At 70.9% G+C, this 19,703-nt stretch carries 17 protein-coding genes; 6 read left to right on the top strand and 11 right to left on the bottom strand.

Annotated features, from left to right (window positions below; all coding sequences use genetic code 11):
* Positions 1-33: 33 nt before the first annotated feature.
* On the top strand, positions 34-2,064 hold the full coding sequence (locus tag IPI43_10600) for an NADPH-dependent 2,4-dienoyl-CoA reductase (GenBank protein ID MBK7774575.1): 2,031 nt from the start codon (positions 34-36) through the stop codon (positions 2,062-2,064).
* Between the two features lie 3 nt (positions 2,065-2,067).
* Here the strand turns inward: IPI43_10600 and IPI43_10605 are convergent, their stop codons facing one another.
* Complete coding sequence (locus IPI43_10605) at positions 2,068-2,934, bottom strand: hypothetical protein (GenBank protein MBK7774576.1); 867 nt, start codon at positions 2,932-2,934, stop codon at positions 2,068-2,070.
* Positions 2,935-3,076: 142 nt separating this feature from the next.
* Between IPI43_10605 and IPI43_10610 the strand changes: the two genes are divergently transcribed.
* Positions 3,077-4,015, top strand: coding sequence for a glycoside hydrolase family protein (locus IPI43_10610; GenBank protein MBK7774577.1), 939 nt, complete (start codon positions 3,077-3,079; stop codon positions 4,013-4,015).
* 84 nt (positions 4,016-4,099) lie between these two features.
* Here the strand turns inward: IPI43_10610 and IPI43_10615 are convergent, their stop codons facing one another.
* From IPI43_10615 to IPI43_10645, 7 genes are read right to left on the bottom strand one after another with little or no spacing between them, the layout of a single operon-like run.
* Positions 4,100-5,656, bottom strand: a complete 1,557-nt coding sequence (locus tag IPI43_10615; protein MBK7774578.1) for an FAD-binding oxidoreductase — start codon at positions 5,654-5,656, stop codon at positions 4,100-4,102.
* Complete coding sequence (locus IPI43_10620) at positions 5,653-6,531, bottom strand: SDR family NAD(P)-dependent oxidoreductase (protein ID MBK7774579.1); 879 nt, start codon at positions 6,529-6,531, stop codon at positions 5,653-5,655. Before IPI43_10620 ends, IPI43_10615 begins: the two co-directional genes overlap by 4 nt.
* The gene (locus tag IPI43_10625; GenBank protein ID MBK7774580.1) at positions 6,528-7,262 is read right to left on the bottom strand and encodes a TetR/AcrR family transcriptional regulator; all 735 of its coding nucleotides are present in this window, start codon (positions 7,260-7,262) and stop codon (positions 6,528-6,530) included. Before IPI43_10625 ends, IPI43_10620 begins: the two co-directional genes overlap by 4 nt.
* Entirely contained in the window at positions 7,259-7,864 is a 606-nt protein-coding gene (locus tag IPI43_10630; protein ID MBK7774581.1) for a DUF1214 domain-containing protein, read from the bottom strand. Before IPI43_10630 ends, IPI43_10625 begins: the two co-directional genes overlap by 4 nt.
* On the bottom strand, positions 7,831-8,433 hold the full coding sequence (locus IPI43_10635) for a DUF1214 domain-containing protein (protein MBK7774582.1): 603 nt from the start codon (positions 8,431-8,433) through the stop codon (positions 7,831-7,833). Before IPI43_10635 ends, IPI43_10630 begins: the two co-directional genes overlap by 34 nt.
* Positions 8,430-9,707 carry a sulfotransferase gene (locus IPI43_10640; protein ID MBK7774583.1) on the bottom strand — a complete coding sequence of 426 codons (1,278 nt, stop codon included), beginning with the start codon at positions 9,705-9,707 and terminating at the stop codon, positions 8,430-8,432. Before IPI43_10640 ends, IPI43_10635 begins: the two co-directional genes overlap by 4 nt.
* Before the next feature lie 59 nt (positions 9,708-9,766).
* Complete coding sequence (locus IPI43_10645; GenBank protein ID MBK7774584.1) at positions 9,767-10,345, bottom strand: DUF4920 domain-containing protein; 579 nt, start codon at positions 10,343-10,345, stop codon at positions 9,767-9,769.
* A 110-nt stretch (positions 10,346-10,455) separates the two neighbouring features.
* On the opposite strand from IPI43_10645, the gene IPI43_10650 reads away from it, so the two are divergent.
* Positions 10,456-11,586, top strand: coding sequence for a hypothetical protein (locus IPI43_10650; GenBank protein MBK7774585.1), 1,131 nt, complete (start codon positions 10,456-10,458; stop codon positions 11,584-11,586).
* 38 nt (positions 11,587-11,624) lie between these two features.
* On the opposite strand, the gene IPI43_10655 is transcribed toward IPI43_10650, so the two are convergent.
* Positions 11,625-14,210 carry a hypothetical protein gene (locus IPI43_10655; protein ID MBK7774586.1) on the bottom strand — a complete coding sequence of 862 codons (2,586 nt, stop codon included), beginning with the start codon at positions 14,208-14,210 and terminating at the stop codon, positions 11,625-11,627.
* 120 nt (positions 14,211-14,330) lie between these two features.
* Here IPI43_10655 and IPI43_10660 point away from each other — a divergent pair, with 120 nt between their 5' ends.
* Complete coding sequence (locus IPI43_10660) at positions 14,331-14,876, top strand: hypothetical protein (GenBank protein ID MBK7774587.1); 546 nt, start codon at positions 14,331-14,333, stop codon at positions 14,874-14,876.
* Positions 14,877-14,890: 14 nt separating this feature from the next.
* On the opposite strand, the gene IPI43_10665 is transcribed toward IPI43_10660, so the two are convergent.
* Positions 14,891-15,463: an SMI1/KNR4 family protein gene (locus tag IPI43_10665; GenBank protein MBK7774588.1), complete on the bottom strand. Its 573-nt coding sequence runs from the start codon at positions 15,461-15,463 to the stop codon at positions 14,891-14,893.
* Between the two features lie 70 nt (positions 15,464-15,533).
* A complete protein-coding gene (locus IPI43_10670; protein ID MBK7774589.1) occupies positions 15,534-15,761 on the bottom strand; it encodes a hypothetical protein in 228 nt (75 codons plus the stop codon).
* A 240-nt stretch (positions 15,762-16,001) separates the two neighbouring features.
* Here IPI43_10670 and IPI43_10675 point away from each other — a divergent pair, with 240 nt between their 5' ends.
* Both IPI43_10675 and IPI43_10680 read left to right on the top strand, forming a co-directional pair.
* Positions 16,002-16,721: a hypothetical protein gene (locus tag IPI43_10675; GenBank protein MBK7774590.1), complete on the top strand. Its 720-nt coding sequence runs from the start codon at positions 16,002-16,004 to the stop codon at positions 16,719-16,721.
* A gap of 476 nt (positions 16,722-17,197) precedes the next feature.
* The gene (locus IPI43_10680; protein MBK7774591.1) at positions 17,198-19,699 is read left to right on the top strand and encodes a tetratricopeptide repeat protein; all 2,502 of its coding nucleotides are present in this window, start codon (positions 17,198-17,200) and stop codon (positions 19,697-19,699) included.
* Positions 19,700-19,703 lie beyond the last annotated feature (4 nt).

Here is a 19,703-nt window from a genome sequence, read left to right on the forward strand (position 1 = left end):
GCCGACGCCGTGCCACCCTGACCGGAGTTCCCCATGAACCAGCCCTTCCCGAACCTGCTCGCGCCCTTGGATCTCGGCTTCACCACGCTGCGCAACCGCGTGGTCATGGGCTCCATGCACACCGGCCTCGAGGACCGCTTCTGGAACTACCCGAAGCTGGCGGCGTACTTCGCCGAGCGCGCCAAGGGCGGCGTGGGCCTCATGGTCACCGGCGGGCTCAGCGTGAACCGCCGCGCGTGGTTCTACCCGGGCTCCGGCGTGGTGAACCAGCCCGGCGACGTGCTGCCGCACCAGCTGGTCACGCGCGCGGTGCACGAGCACGGCGGCAAGATCGCGCTCCAGCTCATCCACACGGGGCGCTACGCGCACCACCCGTGGTCGGTGTCGGCCAGCGCCAAGAAGTCGCCCATCAACCCGTTCAAACCGAAGGCCATGAGCGAGGCGCAGATCCTCTCCACCATCGACGACTTCGCGCGCAGCGCGGCCATCGCCAAGCGTGCCGGCTACGACGGCGTGGAGATCATGGGCAGCGAGGGCTACCTGCTGAACCAGTTCGCGTGCCGCCGCGTGAACGAGCGCAAGGACCGCTGGGGCGGCGACATTCACGGGCGCATGCGCTTCCCCGTCGAGATCGTGCGCGCCGTGCGCCGCGAGGTGGGCCCGGACTTCATCGTGATGTACCGCCTGTCCATCCTGGACCTGGTGGAGGGTGGCAACACCTACGACGAGGTGGAGACCATGGCGAAGGCGCTGGTGGAGGCCGGCATCACGCTGCTCAACACCGGCATCGGCTGGCACGAGGCGCGCGTGCCCACCATCGTGACGTCCGTGCCGCGGGGGGCGTTCCGCGAGGTCACGGCACGCCTCAAGCGCGCCGTCAGCGTGCCGGTGATCGCCTCCAACCGCATCAACACGCCCGAGGTGGCCGAGTCCATCTTGGCCAACGGCGAGGCCGACATGGTGTCCATGGCGCGCCCGCTGCTGGCGGACCCGCACTTCGTGATGAAGGCCGCCGCCGGGCGCCCCGAGACCATCAACACGTGCATCGCTTGCAACCAGGCGTGCCTCGACCACACCTTCTCGCTGAAGCGCGCCACCTGCATGGTGAACCCGCGCGCCGCGCGCGAGAGCGAGCTGCTGTACGAGCGGGCCAGCATGCCGCGCCGCATCGCCGTGGTGGGTGCTGGCATGGCGGGCCTCTCGGCCGCCACCGTCGCCGCCGAGCGCGGCCACCACGTCACCCTGTTCGAAGCCGCGAGCGCGATTGGTGGGCAGTTCCGCATGGCCGCGGCCGTGCCGGGCAAGGAAGAGTTCCGCGAGACGCTGCGCTACTTCGAGCACGAGGTGAAGCGCACGGGCGTCACGCTGCGCCTCGACACACGGGCCAGCCAGCAGGAGCTGCAGGGCTTCGACGAGGTCATCGTGGCCACCGGCGTGGTGCCGCGCGTGCCCAGCATTCCCGGCATCGAGCACCCGAAGGTGCTGCGTTATACCGACGTGCTGCGCGACAAGAAGCCCGTGGGCAAGCGCGTGGCCGTCATCGGCGCGGGCGGCATCGGCGTGGACGTGTGCGAGTACCTGCTGCAGGACCCGGACATGAGCCTCGAGGCCTGGTGCGCCGAGTGGGGCGTGGACCCGAGCGGCGACTCCCCCGGCGGCCTGCGCGAGCCCCACGTGGAGAAGCCGCGCCGCACCATCACCATGCTGCAGCGCAGCGAGGGCCTGAAGAAAATGGGCTCCGGCCCCGGCCGCACCACCGGCTGGGTGCACAAGATCGCGCTCCAGCGGGGCGGCGTGCGCATGCTGGACGGCGTGACCTACGAGCGCATCGACGACCAGGGCCTGCACATCCGCCGCGAGGGCAAGGCCGAGCTGCTCGAGGTGGACCACATCATCCTGTGCGCCGGGCAGGTGTCCTTGCGCGACCTGGTGCCCGAGGGCGCCGGCAAGCGCGGCAAGCGCGAGCGGGGTGGCGTGCACGTGATCGGCGGCGCGGACCTGGCCGCCGAGCTGGACGCGAAGCGGGCCATCGCGCAGGGCGCCGAGCTGGCCGCGCGGCTGTGAGACTCAGCGCGGCGGGTCTGCGCTGAGGCCCAGGCAGTCGAGGTAGGTGATGCGGTTCGGGATCGCTCGCTGGATGGCGGCGGCGGTCGCGGCCGGGATGCGGTCGGACCAGAAGCGCAGGGCCAGATAGGGCCCCAAGGTCTCTGCGAGATCCTCGCGCTGTGGGTTGTCGCGAGCGTACGTGGACAGGGCCACTCCATCGGCGCGCTGCGCTTCCTGCCAGCGGGCGGTGGTTGCGTGGTAGGCGTCCATGGACGTGTGCGTGGACTCGTGGAGCAAGATCTCCTCGAGGACACCGTCGCGCACGTAGTCGGTGCCTTGGGCCGTGTGGATCAGCAGGTTCTCGTTGCCGCCGCCGAACGGAAAGTGGCCTGCGTGAATCCACATCGTGCGGAGGTCGCGGAAGAGGAACGCGGGCAGGCGGCCCACCGCGGTCGCGTAGAAGCGCGCCTCGGTCTCGGCCTGCTGCGGCGTGAACTCGGGATTCACCTGCACTTCGACGTGGACCGTGGTGCCGAAGCGTGCGTCGAACACATGCGCGTTCACCGGATTGAAGCTGTTGGTGCGGCGGTCGAACATCGTGCGCTGCGCTCTGCCCGTGTAGGTGAGCGAAACCAGGCTGCTGGGGTCGGCGTCGGTGAGCATGTTCGGATCGATGAACGACGTGCCGCTGAACGGCGGGTCGGACGCGGGTCGCGTCACTGCTGCGAAGGGACCGTGGCATGCGACGGCATCGATGGGCTGCCGGCTGTCTGGAGCGGCAGCCATGGGCTCGGCGGTGCCGACGGGCGGCGCGGCGCCCACGGGCCGTGTACATGCGGCGAGTGCGAGGATCACGATCGCGGGGTGGAGCTTGGGGGTAGGCGTCACCGGCAGACCATACCGGAAGCGGGACGAACGCCTCGTGGGAGAAGTCTGCCGAAGAGGTCACGAAACAGAGGACGCCAGAGCCCGAGGCGTATGCGCTAAGCTGGTGCGGCATCCCCCACGGCAACGAACCAAGGCCCCCACCATGATGCTTCGCGCCACCTCGAGCCTGCTGAGCCTCGCGCTCCTGACCAGCGCGGGCTGCTCCGACGCCACCAACAGCGGAAGCGACGGCGGCGCACGCGACGGAGGCACGCGCGACCTGGGCAGCCGCGACGCCAGCCAAGACGGCTCGGTGTGGGCGCGCTCGGGCTGCAAGCGCGGCATCGCCTATGGGCACCACACGGTGGCTGACCTCACCGCTATCCAGTCGAGCGTGGCCTGGTGGTACAACTGGGCCGACCGCCCCGACGTGGACCTGCGCGACGGCGCCTACCGCACGGCGGGCGTGGAGTACCTGCCCATGATCTGGGGGGCCACCTTCGACGCCGACGACGTCATCGCGAACATCCCCGCCGACACCGAGTGGCTGCTGGGCTTCAACGAGCCCAACTTCGGGTCCCAAGCCGACATCTCCGCCAGCGCCGCCGCTGCGCTGTGGCCCGAGGTGGAGCGCGTGGCCGACACGCTGGGGCTCTCCATCGTGTCGCCCGCCGTGAACTTCTGCGGTGGCGACTGCCAGGACACCAGCCCCTTCGACTACCTGGACGACTTCTTCGCCGCCTGCGACGGCTGCCGCGTGGACGCCGTGGCCTTCCACATCTACGTGGGCTGCAACCCCGCGGGGGACAACAAGGCCGAGTGGCTCATCAACCACATCGAGACCTACAAGGCGCGCTTCTCGCAGCCCCTCTGGCTCACCGAGTTCGCCTGCGACGACGCCGGCAGCTTCGCCGACCAGGTGGCCTTCATGGAAGACGCCGTGGCGTACCTCGAGAGCGAGCCACGCATCGCGCGCTACGCGTGGTTCTCCGGACGCTTCGAGGGCATCCCCTACGTGGACCTGCTGGGCGACGACGGCGAGCTCACACCGCTCGGCGAGGCCTATGTGAACGCCCCGACGGGCGCGGGCTGCGTGGAGTAGGCCCTAGGGCGCGGGGCGCTACTGCCCGCGGATCCAGCCTTCCTCCTCCGCCAAGAAGCCCGTCACGTCTACCTCGGGGCGGACCTACTCGAAGATCGTCGGCAGCACCCCCTCCGCGCCGTAGCGCGTGCGCATCGCGCGCCACAGGCCGTGGTCGAACATGGTCTCGAACTCGGCTTCGGTGCTCAGCACGTCCACGTACGTGTGCAGGAAGCCGCCGCGGTCGCGCACCATCGCCTCGAGCTCGCGCACCTTGGTGATGGTGGGGTAGTTCTCTGCGCCTTCGCGGATGGCGCGCGGGAACCCGTAGATGCCGAAGTTCAGGTAGAGGGCGCTGCGCTCCTGCTGGTCCCACGGCTGGCCATGCTGCCCCTTCACGCGGACCATGCCGCCACGGTCCACCACGCGGCACGGATAGACGAGCAACGGGTAGATCTCGAAGGTCTGGTCCACGTGGGTCAGCATCTCGCGCAGGTGCTCGGCGGGGAACGCGAAGTCCTGGTAGATCTGCTTGCGCAACGCCCGCTCCCGCTCGCCCTCGGGCCGCAGCGACTTGAGCACGCGCAGGTTGGGCGGCAGCGTCCAGCCGAGCGTGTTGCGGAACCACCTCTCGTTGGCCGTGGGCAGCAGCTGCCCGAGCGTCATGCACATGCTGCGCTCGTGCCGCATCAGGAACGAGTAGGTCGGAACGAGCTCCTCCACGCGGGAGCCGGCGGGGAGCGCGAGCATGCTCTCCACGTGCTTGAAGAAGAAGGGCTTGCGCCAGTGGTTCACGTCGTTGATGGGCAGCCGGCCGCTGGCCACCTCGTCGGGAGAGGCCAGGTAGCCCTCGAGGATCACGGCGCGGTGGCGACCGAAGACCTGCGCTTCCAGGAAGAACGGCGGCGAGTCCAGCCGGAGCAGGCGCTCGTGCTCGCGGCAGTACTCGTCCAGGTCGAAGAAGGGGCGGTACACCAAGCGCACGTGCGTGGGGGCCGGGATCACGCGCAGCTCGAGGGCCACCAACAAGCCCAGCGTGCCGTGGCTCCACGGGAGCGCGCGGAAGAGGTCGGCGTGCTCGCCATCGCGCGTGACGCGGAGGATCTCGCCGTGCGCGGTCACCAGCTCGTAGGCCTCGACCGTGTCGTGCACGAGCCCCGACACGTGCGAGTGGGTGGTCATGCCGATGGCCAGCACCAGCCCGCCCAGCGTGGCGTCCTCCATCTCGATGGTGGCCTCGAGCTGCAGCCCCTGCGCGTCGAGGTAGGTGGCGACCTCGCCGGTAGTGGCGAAGGGCTCCACGTGCACGGTGCCGCGCTCGCGGTTCACGCCGAGGATGGCGCGCAGGTCCCCCATCTGAACCGTGGACGCGCGCGACTTGTCCGTGGCACGCGTGTTCAGCGAAGCGTTGGGCTTGCGGTCGGTGCGCAGGGGACCCACCGCCGCTGCGCCCTCGCGCGCGCGCTTGTCGGCGTACTGCTTCACCTCGCTGGCCACACGGCTCACGCGCGCACTGTGCGCCGCCGGGTCGGGGAGCGTTGCGCCTGCGCTCGAAGCTCTCGACCACCGAGTAGGCCTTGCCGAGCGGGCAACACGCTCGGAGATCAAGAGCAGCTCACGGTGCTGCTCCACCCACGCTTCGAGCCGGCTGTCGTTCTTCATGGTGTCCTCGGGCGGTGGGCTGCGGAGTCGGGCTCCCAGCGGTACAGCTTCTTCAGGATCGCTTCGCGTAACGACGCGGGCATGCCCCCGAGGGTCAGCGCTGCCACGCGTGACGAGAACGGCACGAAGTAGCGCTCCTGGGGACGCTTGGCGTTGGCGGCCTTCAGCACCACGCGTGCCACCGCGTCCGGCGAGATGGCGCGCACGAGCTGAGTCTGAGCGAACCCGTCGAGGCGCTCGAGGTAGGCCTGATACGGATTGGCTCGGTCTTCACGGGCCTCGCGCCCTGCTTCGCGCGCCTTGTCGAACGTGGGCGTGTCCACGAAGCCCGGGATGATCACGGAGAGCTGCACGTTCCACGGCGCGAGCTCGATGCGAAGCGCGCGCGTGGCCGCCTCCATGCCCGCTTTGGTCGCGGCGTAGGCGCTGGTGACGGGCGACGCCACGTAGCGCGTGAGGGAGCTCATGTTGATCACGCGGCCGCCACCACGCGAGCGCCACATGGGCGTGAGCTCCCCCACCAGCTGCATGCCGGCCAGCAGGTTCACGTCGAACACGTGGCGGAGCGCGTCGCGGTCCATCTGCTCGAGCGGGAACGGCGGCCCGTAGCCCGCGTTGTTCACCAGCAGGTCCACCTCCCCGAAGCGTTCGAGCGCGCTCTGGGCGAGGTGGGTGGTGTCGGCGCCCTCAGCGAGATCGGCCGCGACCACGTGAGCCTTCGCGCCATGCGCTTCGACGGCGCGCGCGAGCTCGTGCAGCAGTTCCTCGCGGCGAGCCGAGAGCACCACGTCGAAGCCGCCCTGCGCGAGCTGCAGCGCGGTGGCGTAGCCGATGCCCGACGACGCCCCCGTAACGATGGCGACACGCCGGCTCACGAAGGCACCCCCGTGCTCGTCACAGGTCGGGGCCCGACGAGTCCTGGTCCCACGCGCCCCACCAGCGAGGCGCGGCTCGGCGCAGCGAGGGCACCCGCCACGTAGTCCACCAGCTGCTCGGCGAAGCGCGTGACGCGGGCGGCGCGGGCGTCTCCCTCGAGGTCGCGCACCTCGAGCTCGGCCGCCGCCGTGGCCTGCACCATCTGCCCCGCCATGAGGAAGATGCGGGTGCCGAGGACGTCTTCGGGGATGGACGAGAGCGCGCGGCGCAGGTGCGAGACGGTCTCGAAGAAGGCGTCGTTCCAAGGACGCGGCGTGGCCAGCGCGCCCTTCGCTTCGCCGCGCGCGAAGAGCTCGCCCATGAAGCGCACGTAGCTGGACCCGCGCTCCACATCCAGCAGCTGCTCGACCATGGGCACGACCAGCGCCACCACCAGGTCTTCCACGCTCGGCTTGCCCTTGGTGCGCCCGAGGGCCTCTTCGAGCAACGCGCGGCGTCGCTGGTTGAGGGGCGTCATGCGCGCCTCGACGATGGCGTCGATCAACAGCTCGCGGGTGCCGAAGTGGTACTGGAGCGCATTGCAGTTGCGCTGCCCGGCCTCGGTCGCGACGCGGCGCAGCGACACCGCGTCGATGCCCTCGAGCGCGAACAGCCGCTCGGCCGTCTCCAGCAGCTTCGTGCGGGTGTCCGCGCTGCGCGTGTTGGGGCGGCGACCGGCGGTGCTCGTCACGACACGTCCGCTAGCTTCACGCGGTGAAACTCGACATCGAGTTCGTCTTCGCTCAGCAGGGCACGCAGCGCGATCTGGCCTGCCGCGAGGCCTGCCGTGTCGAGCCAGTTCGGGACCCCCGGGTCGCGCGCGGCGATCACGATGCGGAAGGTGCCGTCGGCGTCGAGCGTGACCTGGGCCGAGTTGAGCGACACCCGCCGGAAGCGGTAGTCGGGGGACTCGAGCCAGCGGTTGAAGACCTGCACCGACCAGTAGCGCGCGCGCGGCGCCGTGCCCGTCACGATCACCGCCTCGTCGTCGGCCAGCTCGAAGGAGGCGCCCGTGTAGTCGATGTCGGGCGTGGGCATGTGGCCCAGGATCACGCTCGGGTCGATGCTCTCGAGCAGCGCCTCGTTGCGGGCCATGCGCTCCGCATCGACCTCACCGTCCACCACCTCGCCGCCTTTGCGCATGCGCGCGTCGGTGACGGGGTTCATCAGCGCAAAGACCGACAGCGAAGCCGAGAGATCGGCCGTGTCGATGACGTACTGACCCACCCGCGCAAACTTCTCCGCCAGCTCTGCCTCGGTCAGGGGCCCTGGCGCGGGCATGTCCGCCGGCACGCGCTCGATGGTGAAGGGGCGCGCGTCTCCCGCTGCCGATCGAAGAAGTACTGGCGCACCAGCATGGCGTACGCCCGCTCTGGCAGCTCTAGCCAGTGCTTGGCCCCCGCGGGGCGCTCGGCCGACAGGTGGATCTCGAAGCTGCCATCCTCGCCCAGCTCGAGCTCCGCGTCCGACAGGTTGCTGCCGACTTCGATGCCCCCCTCCTCGGCGCGGCTGTAGACGCAGAAGCCCAGATAGGTGACGTCGGTCTTGCGCCCGCGGATCACGTACTGCTCACGCGGATCGAGCGCCACGTAGTCGTAGTCGGTGTCGGGGTTGTCCCCCAGGAACTTCTTGGTGGGCGACAGCATGCGCGTCAGCTGAGGGCGCAGCGGGTCGTCGCTCTCGAGGTGCATCTCGAGCGACGAGCGCAGCACGCGCGTGAGGTAGCGAAACCCCTCGGCCCGCTCGCGCTCGGACTGGGCGCCCTTCGGCCCCGTCACCACCGAGGCGGCCTCGCGCAGCTGGTCTAGCAGGCTCAGGAAGGCGCGCTCACTCACGCTGGTCATCACGGGTTCTGTGCTCATGGCTGGCTCGTTCTCGCTGCGGGCGCTTGGCCCACGTCGTATCCATGGCGCGCGCGATACGCGCCGAACTTCTCGGCCACCCCGGCCGCGTTCAGCCCGAACATCTCGAGCGAGTACTGATGCTGCCCATGCACGCCGCGGGGGTGCGCCGCGAGATATGCGCGCATGACGTCCACGGTGGACGGCACGAGGGGCATCTGGAAGTGCGCGTACACCCGCTCCACCACGGCGATGGGGTCCGCGAGCAGCTCCTCGAAGTGCACGTCGGTGAACTGCTGGGCGAGGTCCGGGCGTTGGTCGCGGCTCGCCATGGTGCGTGTGAGCGCGCTGCCCCAGTACTCCACTTGCGCCGCGCCCAGCGCGTGCGGGTCCAGCCCGTCGCTGCCAAAGCCCCGCACCACGTGGTGCAAGCTCGAGACCGAGGGGATGACCTCGACCGGGTCGCGGTGCGTCTGGATGACGCGCGCGTCGGGGTACATGGCGAGGAGCGCGTCCAGCTGACCCAGGTGCGCCGGCGACTTCAGCACCCAGCGCTCACGCCGAAAGCGCGACTGGAGGTGCTGCAGGAAGAAGCGATGAAAGTGGTAGGCCGGCGCGAGATCCGCCTGCGTGCACCACTGCACGTAGCTGGGCACGTGGAAGCTGAGCGGGAACTGGTAGCTCCGGAAGCTGGGCGCCATCGTCACGAGGCACTCCTGCGGCAGCGTGGCGCCCATGGGATGAATGGCGTCCAGCGTGGGTACCATCCGGCGGAAGCGCGCGAGGTGCTGCTCGATGGGCGCGATGCGCGGGTCGTTCGCGTACGTCTCCGGCTCGGGCGGCGGACACGGGCGACTGAGTTCCCACATGACCGGCGAACGGCTCGACGGGTCGAGCGCGAGCAGCTCGTAGAGGATGGTGGTGCCGGTGCGCGGCAGCCCGAGCACGAACAGCGGCCGCTCGATGCGCTCGCCGTCGACCTCCGGGTGGGCCTTGCGATGCGCCAGGAGCTCGAGCCGCACGCTGAGCGCGTCCACGATCTGCGTCTTTGCCGAGATGCGGCCAATGACATGCAGCTGGGCCTCGCGCTCGAGCGAGTCGATCAAGCACTCGAGCCCCTCGACGAAGTCCAGCGGGCCGAAGTCGTCGAAGCCCGTGCGCGCGACAGCCTCCGCGCGGAGAGCCTCGGCCGCCAAGCTGGGCCGCGGCCCGAGCGCCCGACCCGCGACCCGCCCCACCCCGTTGACGAGGCGCATGCCGAAGGGCCGGTGCGGTGGCGGCGGGAGGACAGTCACGGACCCGCACGATCGCGGCGGCGGCGATTTAAGTCAAGTGCGTTAACTCGGCGTTGGGCCTACAGCGTTGCGCTCGGCTCGACGGCCGCCCGCACCACGACGCTGGTGGCGCTCAGCTCGAGGCCCACGTCCGTGGCGGTCGCGCCCTCGGCCGCCAGGTGCTCGCGCTCTGCCGCGCTCAGCGGACGCACGTTGAGCGGCCCCTCCACCAGCGCCCGCCGCCCGCTCACGTCGCGAGGCAGGAAGAAAGCGTGCCCCGCCATCGGCACGCGAACCGCCCGCGCCTGCTCGTCGCGCAGCTCCATCCAGCAGCCCATGTTCTGACACACCGCGCTGATCTCGCCCTCGGTGCGCACCACCTGCCCGGTGTAGGCCGCGGGGTCGTCGATCAGCGCGCTGAGCGCCACCGGCTCACGCTCACCAGCCAACGGCGCGCCGAACGCCTGCTCCCCGGCTCCCGTCGCCGCGGGAGCACCGGCTCCCGGCTCCGCGGCCGCAGCAGGCTCTGCCGCACCCGACGCCCCCGGAGCGCCGGTCGTCACCTCGGCGGCCGCAGCCCCAGGCGCCTCCGCAGGCCGCCCACAGCCCATCACGCTCATCACGCCAACCACACACCACGACCGAAGCTCACGAGTCATGAGCGATGAGATACCAGACTCGTCGCCGCCGTGCAGCGCCCGGGGGTCGGATACCGTCGCGCGATGAGCTACCCTGCGCGTTCACCCCGAGCTGTTGCGAGGCTGGACGAATGCGACTTGGACAATCCACGGCGGTTCTGATGATGGCCCTCACGCTCTCGCTCCACGGGTGCAGCTGCAGCAGCTCACCCGGTGGCGGAGGGCGCGACGCAGGCACGCCAGGCGGCACCCGCACGGACAGCGGCAGGGAGTGCGCGCCGGGCTTCCGCTGCGTGGACGGGGAAGACCCCGACGTGGTCTGGGTGATGCGCGAAGAGGGCAACGTGAACGGGCCCACGTGCACCGAGGTGTGCCGCGCGGCGCTGCCCGACAACTGCGCGTACTACGCCTGCGACGAGGGGCGTCAGGTCGAGTATCCCGACATGGAGAGCTTCGCCCCCATCGCCGACGGGCTGGGCTTCGCGTGCCGGGAGGGTGGTTGCTGGGGGTCCGAGGCGCCCGGCGAGGGCCTGTACCTGGTCTCCATCAACGTGGCGGACGACGGCACCCGCAGCTGCTACTTCCCGACCGAGACGCAGGTCAGCTGCGACACGCACCCCGGCAACGCCAACTGCTTCGGCGAGCGCTATGCGAGCGTGTGCCCCTGCACCGTCCGCCCGCTCGACGAGGCGTGCACCTGGGAGTGCGGGCCGCACGACACCACGCGCGCCACCTGGCGCACCGAGGGCACTAGCTGCCTCGCGCGCATCAACTACTGGCGCAAGCGCGCATGTGAAGAGGGCTGGGTGGAGTGCCCGCCGGCGGGTCTGCCGCCCATGACCGAGTGCACGGCCTGCCACGAGTGCGCCAACTCCGAAGCCGAGCACGACCAAGCGAACGGCGCGCACAGCTCCTTCACGCGCTGCGGCGAGAGCGCCCAGGGCGAAGGAGGCGGCGCCACCTGCGCCGACGTCATCGACAGCTTCGTGGCCGAGCGCGCCCTCGGCGAAGACGGCGTGATGCGCTGCGAGGGACACTGCGGCCCGATCTTGAGCCCGGGCTGTCGCAGCTTCAGCTGGGGCAAGGACCGCGACACGGGCTTCCACACGCTCAACTGGGGCGGCTGCAACGCCGACACCTGTGAGGCCTACTGCGAGGGCAACCCGGGCAGCTGCTTCACGCACGAGACCTCACCGTCGCTCGAGTGCGACGACCCCGACGAGGGCGCGGAGGCCAACCCCGACATCCAGGTCTGCCAGTAACGGGTACGGAGACCTCCTGCCGGTACGGGTATCGCCCGTCAGAGGGCGTGGTCGGTCACGACGGGGGCCGCTGCGCTCGTCACGACCTGCACCGAGTTCAGCCCCAGCGAGTGAGGGACGACCTGCAGCGCGGCGTCCAGCAGCTCGAGGCAGCCGACCGTCGTCGTGAACGCCAGCGGCTCGGTGACCGCGTTGCTGTCCGCTCGAAAGGTGATCTCGCCGTTGGGGTTGGGCACCTCGAGCAGCCACAGGCTCCCCGGGACGGGCTCCACCGTGGCCGAAGAACTCGCCAGGAGCAGACCGCCCTGAGCGGTGATGATCGACGCCGGCGGGCCCTGGTCGCCCGCGCCGCCGTACCAGCGCAACCACGCGAAGCGTCCGATGGAGTCCGTGCCTGCCGCGAACAGCTCGTCGCCGCCGGAGCGCGCGAAGCGACCCGTGACGCGCAGCTCGCCGGTCTCGAGCTGGTGCAGCGTGCGGGGCTCTAGCCCCAGGATGAGCGGCACGGTCGTCGAGCTGACCCACGCGGGGCTCGCGCCACTGCCGTCGGCCGGCAGCCGCAACAGCAGCGCGCGCGTCGTCGTCGCGTAGTGCCAGCCGCCGAGGATGAGGTCACCGTCGTGCGTCTCGATGCCGGTCGCCAGGAGCGGCTCGGTCGCGCCCGCGCAGCCTTGGACGTGCCGCGCCCACAGAAGCGTGCCGTCCACCCCGACCTTCATGACGAAGCTGCGAGAGTCCACCGTGGTCGAGCGCGCCTCGCCCACCAGCAGGACACCTCCGTCCACCGCCAGCACGTCGCGGATGACCTCGTCGTAGTCTGGCGACCCCCACGTCCACGCGCGAACGACGGTGCCGTCTGCGGCAAACACGGCGAGCAGCGCCTGGCGGTCGCTCGACCCCTCCGCGCGGTGCGTGCCGGCCAACCAGTTCTCCGTCCCGACCAGCTCCGCGGCCCGGACGTAGCCCACCTCGGCGTTGTCGCTCGAGAGCGCCGCGGCCCACAGGTGTTCCCCGCTCGCGCTGAGCTTCACCAGCACGCCCTCGCGCGTGACGACCAACACGCCGGTGTCCACGGTGGGCAGCGCGAGGGCGGGGTGCAGCGTCGTGAAGCCAGGGCGGTCGGGCTGGTCGAAGGTGCGCGCCCAGACCAGCGTGCCGTCCTCCTCCACCTTGAGCAGCGCGCTACCGGTGGACATCGTGGCCAGCAAGCGCCCGTCGTGCGCCCGCTCCAGGGTGGCGTAGTCGTCGTCGGTGCCGGTGGACCAGGCCGTGTCGCTGTAGCTGCGCGACCACGGGGTGATGAGCGCGTCGGTCACCGGGGGATCGGGCAGCGGCGCGCACGCCCCCGAGGCGAGCTCGAACGAGTCTCCGATGGGGAACGACGGCCCCTCGATGCGGGCCAGGGTGCGGTCGAACACCCCGAGCCACGCGCCGCTCTTGCCTTCGAGCCCGGCGCTCAAGCGGAAGCAGGGCGTGCGCGTGCGGTCCACGTCGGCGTCCAGCGAGGGCCCGATGCCCACGTAGGGCCCGAAGAAGCCATAGAGCGGAAAGCGGAGCGAGAGGTCCAGCTCGCCGTGCAGCGCCGCAGACACCGTGGCCTGGGGCGTCGCGATCTGCTGCGTGAAGTGCGGGCCGCTCACGATGGGCGACACGCCTTCGTCGGCGTCGTACTCGAAGCCCAGCGTGGCGTCGGCGCCCAGCTCGATTCCGAGGCTCATGGCCCCGGAGACCGAGCCTGTGAAGCGCGCGTCCAAGCTGAGCGAGGGCGTGAACAGCAGGGGCCCGATGGGCACGTCGGGCAGCGGGATGGTGCCGAGCGGAAGGTCACGTTCATAGTGCCGGGACGCGCGACCCGTGAGGTCCAGCGCCGCGTCGAACTCCCCCTCCAACGTGAGCCCGGTGCGCAGATTCAACAGCTGGGCGAGACCCGGGATGTCGCCGGTCAGCAGCCCACCGATCTGGTCGATGATGTCGTCCAGCTCACCCAGCGCCTCCGCCGGGGTGAGGTCTTCCCAGTCGAAGTGCAGCCAGAAGTGGATGCGCACGGTGGCCAGCAGGGTGCCCGTCCCCGCGACGCGGTCCTCGGTGGTCGCGTCGTTGTCGTCGCCGTCGAACAGCTCGATGGGCTCGTCCTCGACGCCGATGGAGTGCTCCAAGGTCAAGGGAGCGATGGCCACGCCAGGGCCCGTGGGCGCGGGCGGCGGGATGCGCATGGGCGCGTCCACGCGGAGAGGCTGCGCGAGCTCCACGTTCAGCCGCCGGAAGGCGTGGAAGACCGTGGTGGGCTCCGTGGTGACGCGCGTCTCTCCGCCGGCTCGCGTGACCGTCAGCACGCGTCGCAGCATCCCCCGCGGCGTGGTCTCGGTGGCGCCAGCGAGCAGCACCTCGCCTGGCGCCACGGCGTCCACCGTCGGCGTCGACCCCACGAAGATCAGCTCGCTCTGGTCTTCGTTGATCGACATCAACGCCGCGAGGGTCTGCTCGTCGAGCTCATGGGTCGTGTCGAACAGCTCGTAGTCGATGGAGTGGCTCGCGCCCCCCTCGCTCGAACACCCCGGAGCCCCAAAAACAGGCAACATCAGGGCTGCACACCAGACACACGTGCTGACAGGGGAGAGGGTCATCTTCCTACGGTAAGAACTATCGGTGGCGTGTCACCCACAGAGGGCGCGGGGATCTGCTCCCGAGCGTTCCGACACCCACCGCCCCCCCTCCGCGATGTACCCTCGGGCAGCGTCGCGTCCATGCTCCTCGTCTACCCGATCCCCGTCATCGTGGTCACCGTCTTCGTCTTCCTGGTGGTGGCGGGAGCTATCGCCCTATCGCTCCTCCGGTGGTGGAGCCAGCATCGCGACCCGCGCAACGGGCCGATGTTCCGAAGCTTGGAGCGCGCCATCGCCGAGCGAGACCGCGCGACGACCATGGCGGAGGTCGTCATTCGCGCTGCCTTCGCGGACGGCGACATGAAGCCGACGGAGTGGGCTGCCATCGAGAGGATGTGCCGCGCCCGCTTCGGAGCTGACGCCGATCTCGCCGACGTCCGGTCAAGGGTCATGTCGGACTACGGCTCAGGCGTGTCGCCGCGGCGACTGGACCGCGACGTCACGCGAGTGGCCTGGACGCTGGAGGACGCCGACCGGGCCGAGCTCGCCGCGCTGGTGGAGGAGCTCGCCAGCGAGGGCGGGAGCATCGCCCTGCTCGATGGCTACCGCGGGGGCTCGTCGGGCGACCCGGGTCAGCTCGTGGATGTCATCCGCCGCGCGCTCGGTCCCGGCAGACCGGGCGCTTGAGCACTGGTCGACGTTCAGCCCTGAACGCTGAGGCCGAGGAAGCACTCGCCCCAGAGCGCTAGCCACGCACGGAAGTCGAGCGGCGAGTCATCGCTCGATCCCGGATGGTACAGGCTCCGCGATTCGGGAAAGTCGAGCTCACCCGTCCGCCACACGAAGCCGGCCTGCTCACCCGTCACCACCAACACCGAGAAGTCATTGCCTCCGTTGTTGGCGAGGGTGAGGCAACCGTCGGGACGCCCACCTCTCTGCAGCGCGAGCACCTCCGGGCTGAAGACGTCCCCTGCGCTCGACGCGGCCGCCACCGCCGTCCGAAGCGCAGCGGCTTGGGCGTCGCCGTACCAGAACGGCCGCGCGACGAGCGCATCGTCCGACACGTCCGCGGCGATCTCATCGAGCGAGTACAGCCAGGACGCGCCGTCGTAGACGAGCCCATCCGCGACCTCGAGCACGAACGTGCGGAACAGCGCAGGCAGCGTGATGCCGAAGCGAAGCTCGAACGCAGCCACATGCTTGGGCGCTGCGGGCGGCCGAGGCTCGAGGCCCTCGGTGGCGGTCAGGGCGAGTCGGAGTTGGGCAGCGTCCATGGGCGCGAGCATACGCTAGCTGGCCCGCGATGCGCCTCGCTTGGCCCCGTGCGCAGCGGCACCTTCGTCGCTACGGCACTCCCTCGCACGGGTCGCTCATGGGGGTCATCGGGACGTAGTTGGCGCACGCACCACCACCACAGTCTGCGATGAAGGGCCCGTCACAGTTCTCCGAGTAGCACCGGCACTGCGCATAGCGATTGTCGATGCAGCACGTGACGTAGCCTGCGCCGTCCACGCCTCCGTCGGTCAGAGGCTCAGCGCCTCCACCACAGCCAGCCAGGAGCACCGCGAACACGATCGCGCACCCAGCGTCCGACGGCACTCCCCCATAAGAGCCGGCCAGCGACGTCCTCCAACCAGCCCCGAGAAGTGTCCCATATGGAACGGTACCCCCCGACGCGCTCGCTCAGCAACGGGTGAGTGTGACCCAACGGCACTGAGCCGAGCTGGCCGATACGCCGCAGGTCGCGGATGTCGAGGGTCACAGGCGTGTTCCGCCAGCCAAGGAACACCGCATGGCGCGGGTCTCTGCGCCATGTCCTACCGCGACGCCCTCCCCGTCCTGGCCGCGCGCGAGCGCGAACTCCAACGTGAGCTCGAGGCGCTGGACACGCAGCTGGCAGCGCACGACGCGCAGGTGGCGCGCTCGGCCCGTCTCCGCCGCGAGCTCGAGGCGCTGGCGCCGCAGCTGGATCACGCGCGGGTACACCGGGCGTTGCCGCTGCTGAGCCAGCTGCGCGTCGCGAGCCCGTGTCGCGAGTCCTGGGAAGGGATGCAGGGCGACGACCGCGTCCGCCACTGCGGCAAGTGCGACAAGCACGTCTACAACCTCTCGGCGCTCTCACCCCCGCAGGCCGAAGCGCTCTTGCGCGAGCGGGAGGGAGCGCTGTGCGTGCGCTTCTATCGGCGCGCCGACGGCATGGTGATGACCTCGGACTGCCCGACCGGCAGCGGGCGGCGCCGCCTGCAGAGGCTCGCGGTCGCGGCCACGCTGACCGTCAGCGCCGCGGCCGGGGCGGGCATGTACTCGACGGCCACGATGGGGCAGCCCTGTGAGGTGATGGGGGAGATGCCGATGCAGGTCGTCCAAGGCGGCATCGGGTCCTACACGCCCCCGCCCATCGAGGAGCCACCGGTCACGGTCGAGTCCGTCGACCTCCCCGTGCTCACGCTGGACCCCTCGGAACCGCCCGCGCCCGAGCGCGTACCCGTCCCTGCGGACGTGCCGGTGCGGGTACCCATGCCAGGGCGTTGAGCGAAGAGGACGTCGAGCCCAGTCGAGCCCCGTGACGAGCAAGACATCCGCACCCATCGCGCTCGCGGGTGGGCCCCACCCGCGTGCAGGCCGAGGCGCTGCCGGCAGCCGGGGCGGGGCAGGGGTCAGCGGGGGCCCGGGAACGGGGGGGCGTTCGATGATCGCGGTCGAGGCGCCCGGATGGCTAGGCGCGACGAGGGAGCATACCGACTGGTATGTGACCGAGGAGCAACGACGCCAGCCGGGATGCCTCGGCCGCGAGCGCGAACGACTCACCCGTTCCCGGGCCCCAGGGGCGTGGGGGGACCCAAAAAAGCAAACGCAGCGCGAAGCGCGGAGTGCCGCTTTTAGGGAGGACCCGACAGGACGCGCCAGCGCGTCCGTGCCCGCCGCGACCCCTGCCCCGCCCCGGCTGCCCACCACCACGCCCCCCAGCACTGGTGTTTCCCCCAGAGACCGGTAAAGATGGGCACCGAATGTCGGACCCCGAGTCTATTGACGACCTCATGCACCGCGCCCGCAAGGCGCTGCAAGACGGCCGCAACGAGGAAGCGCTGGTGGAGCTCCAGCGCGCCATCCAGCTCGCCCCGAACATGGCCGAGGCCCACGGCCGGCGCGGTGAGGCCCTGCGTCGCCTCGGCCGCTATCAAGACGCCCTCGCCTCGCTGAACACCGCCATCCGGCTGGACCCGCGCTACGCCTTCGCGCTGGCGTCGCGCGGCGACACCTATCACCGCCTCGGCGACAAGGCCATGGCCCTCGCGGACCTCAGCGTGGCCATCGAACTAGACCCCAAGTACGTGTGGGCCCTCTACCGGCGCGGCGAGATCCAGATGGACGCCGGCCAGTACGACCCGGCCATCGCCGACCTGACCGCCGCACTCGAAGCCGACCCGCAGCACGTGTCTGCGCTGGCCTCGCGCGGAGAAGCCAAGCGCCTGGCCGGCCGCTTCGAGGAGGCCATCCCCGACTTCGACGGCGCGCTCGCGCTCAACCCGAAGCTGGCGTGGGTGCTGGCCAGCCGCGGCAAGTGCCACGCCCAAGCCGAGCGGCGCACCGAGGCGCTGCGCGACCTGGACGACGCCATCCGCATGAAGCCCGAGTTCCCTTGGGCGCTGGCCCAGCGCGGAGAGCTGCACCGCTTGGCGGGCGACCACCGGCGCGCCATCGCCGACCTCAGCAGCGCCATCGCGCTCGACCCTGCCAACGCGTGGTCGTGGGGCAGCCGCGGCGCCAGCTACCGCTCCATGCGGCGCCTTGAAGAGGCGTGGGCCGACCTCTCGCAGGCCGTGCGCCTCGACCCCAACTACGCATGGGCGCTGGCCAACCGCGGCATGGTGCTGTTCGAGATGGGCCGCTACGAAGCCGCGCTGGTGGACCTCGACCGCTCCATCGCGCTCGACGGCAGCAACCCCTTCGCCATCGGCCGCCGCGCCGAGACGTACGTGGAGCTGCGCCGCTACGACGCGGCGCTCTTCGACTTCGAGCGCCTGCTGCAGCGCAACCCGCAGGACTCGTGGGCCATCTCGCACCGCGCGGACACCCTGCGCCTCTTGCACCGCTTCCAGGAGGCCGTGGCCGGCTTCGAGCGCGCGCTGGACATCAAGCCGGACTACGCGTGGGCCGTGGCCTCGCGCGGCGAGACGCGCTTCATGATGGGCGACCACGAGAGCGCGCTCGCCGACTTCGAGCGTGCCGTGGAGCTGCAGCCCGACTACCCCTGGGCGCACGAGGGCCGCACGCGCTGCCTGCAGCAGCTGGAGCGTCACGAGGACGCGCTCGCGGTGCTGGAGCCACTCATCGTGGCGCAGCCCAAGTCGGCGCGGCTGTTCCGCATGCGGGCGCAGTCGCGCATGGCCATGGACGAGCTCGAGCCCGCGCTCGCGGACTTCGACGCGGCGCTGGCCATCAAGCCCGACCACGCGGACAGCCTGGCCGGACGCGCCAACGTGCTGTGGCTGCTAGGGCGCCACCAAGACGCCGCGGACACATACTCGCGCGTCATCGACCACCCCACGCACGGGAACACGGCGCTGGCGCGGCGGGGTGACAGCCTGCGCGCGCTGGGTCGCTACGCGGAGTCCATCGCCGACTACACGCGCGCCGTGGACCGCGACTCGGGGGACGCGCTGTCACTGGTGGGCCGCGCGCTCTCGCTGCGAGCGCTCGGTCGCCTCGAGGACGCGCTCGAGGACCTGAACGCCGCCGAGACGCTGGACCCGGAGCTGCCCTCGCTGGCCGCGGCCCGCGCAGAGACCTGGCTGGACCTCGGCGAGCTGGACCTGGCCATGGACGCCTACAACGACGCGGTGGGACGGCAGGGTGACGACGCCCAGCTGCTGGCGCGCCGCGCCGAGGTGTCCCGCCGGCGTGGGGACGGGGCGGAGGCCCTGCTGGATCTGCACCGCGCGCTCGACCACGAGCCGGGCTGCGTGGACGCGCTGCTGGGGCGGGCGCGGGTGTACGCCGACAGCCAGCGTCTGGCTGACGCGCTCACGGACATCGACGCCGTGCTCACGCAGGCCCCCGAGTCGCTCGAGGCGCACTCTTCGCGCGTGGCGCTGCTGCGGCGGCTGGGCCGGCTGGCCGAGGCCCGCGCCCACGTGGACGAGGCCCTGCTGCGCCACCCGGGCGAGGCCAACCTGTACCTCGAGCGCGCGCTCGTGCAGCGCGCCAGCGGGCGCTTGAACGACGCCACCACCGACCTGCGACACGCGGAGGACCTGACCCGCGCGCGCATGGACGCCGCCGGCGGAGACGCGAGCGAGCAGCCGGCCCTGGTGCTCGAGCTGCTGCTCTATCTCATCGCCTCGGGCCGGCCGCTCGAGGCGCGACAGCTGACGCACGAGCTGCTGCAGCACGGGCCGCCTCCGCACCTGCTGCGCCGCGCCGTGGAGCGCATCGACGCGCTACAAGAAGACCTGGGTGACGGCCAGGTGGGCGCGCAGATCCGCGCCATGCTCGCGCGCGCCAAGTGAGCTG

It is taken from the genome of Sandaracinaceae bacterium (assembly GCA_016706685.1).
Lineage (GTDB): Bacteria > Myxococcota_A > Polyangia > Polyangiales > Houyiibacteriaceae > JADJJE01.